The 1,052-nt window shown below is 68.8% G+C and carries 1 protein-coding gene; it reads right to left on the reverse strand.

What is annotated here, in order from left to right:
- Nucleotides 1-501 (reverse strand): SDR family NAD(P)-dependent oxidoreductase (locus ASG00_RS00825; RefSeq protein WP_056206163.1); only part of this gene is annotated, 501 nt, incomplete at its 3' end.
- Nucleotides 502-1,052 lie beyond the last annotated feature (551 nt).

The raw sequence follows: 1,052 nt of genomic DNA on the forward strand, positions 1-1,052 counted from the left end.
GAGGCCGATGAGGCCGTGCTTCGCGGTCACGTAGGCCGATGAGAAGGGGATGCCGACGGAGCCGAGCACCGAGGCCATGTTGACGATCGAGCCGCCCCCGTTGGCTGCCATGGCGACGACCTGCGCGCGCACGCCGTAGAACACGGCGTTGAGGTTGACCTCGATGACCTTCTGCCAGCTGTCGAGGGGGTACTCCCCTACGGGGGCCGCGGCGCCGCCGATCCCGGCGTTGTTCACGGCGATGCGCAGCGGCGCGAGGGCGTTGGCGCGCTGGATCGACTCGTCGATCCACGCGGTGTCGCTCACGTCGCCGACGAAGGCGCTCGCGGTGCCGCCCGCGGCGGTGATCTCGTCGACGACGGATGCCGCGGCATTCGCGTTGATGTCGGTGACCAGCACGCTCGCGCCGCTCGCCGCCAGGGTGTGCGCCACGGCGCGACCGATCCCCGACCCCGCTCCCGTCACGATCGCCGAACGTTCTGCGACGTCGTACACAGCCATGTCGATTCCTTTCCTCATCCGGCGTGACCGTGATGAGGCGGCGCCGGCCGATGGCGGCGGCGCGGGTGCGCCTGCCGTCGGGCAGCCTGAAAGGTTGTCCTTGTTCGACAACTGTCGAAGACCATCGTGCATTCCCGGACAGTCAGACTGGGCGTTGCTTATGCGCTTGCCGCAAGATCGACGCGGGCACCCCCACGCGCCGCCGCCGCCGCGTAACGTAACGACTCGCATCCCTCGTGCCCCCAGCGGAGGGATCCACAAGAGCCCCCTCCTGATCCCCCAGCCGGGAGGGGGCTCTTCTCTGTCTTGGCGCGAACTCGCAGCCCTTTTCCGGTGGGGCGCACAGCCCGGCGACGACGTCGAACCGACGTCGCGCAGCTCATCGATTTCTCACGGCTCACCCGCTATGCGCGGCGGTTTCGAGGTCATTAGAGTGAACGCTGTCACGCATGGCGTGGCATATCCGGGGGGATCCGTCGACGCCCGGGCCTTGAGTTCACTCGGCCCGGGCGTCGTATGGGTTAAGGGCCCGATCGGGCGCTCGGGCGGGG

Source organism: Microbacterium sp. Leaf351 (assembly GCF_001423825.1).
Taxonomy (GTDB): domain Bacteria; phylum Actinomycetota; class Actinomycetes; order Actinomycetales; family Microbacteriaceae; genus Microbacterium; species Microbacterium ginsengisoli.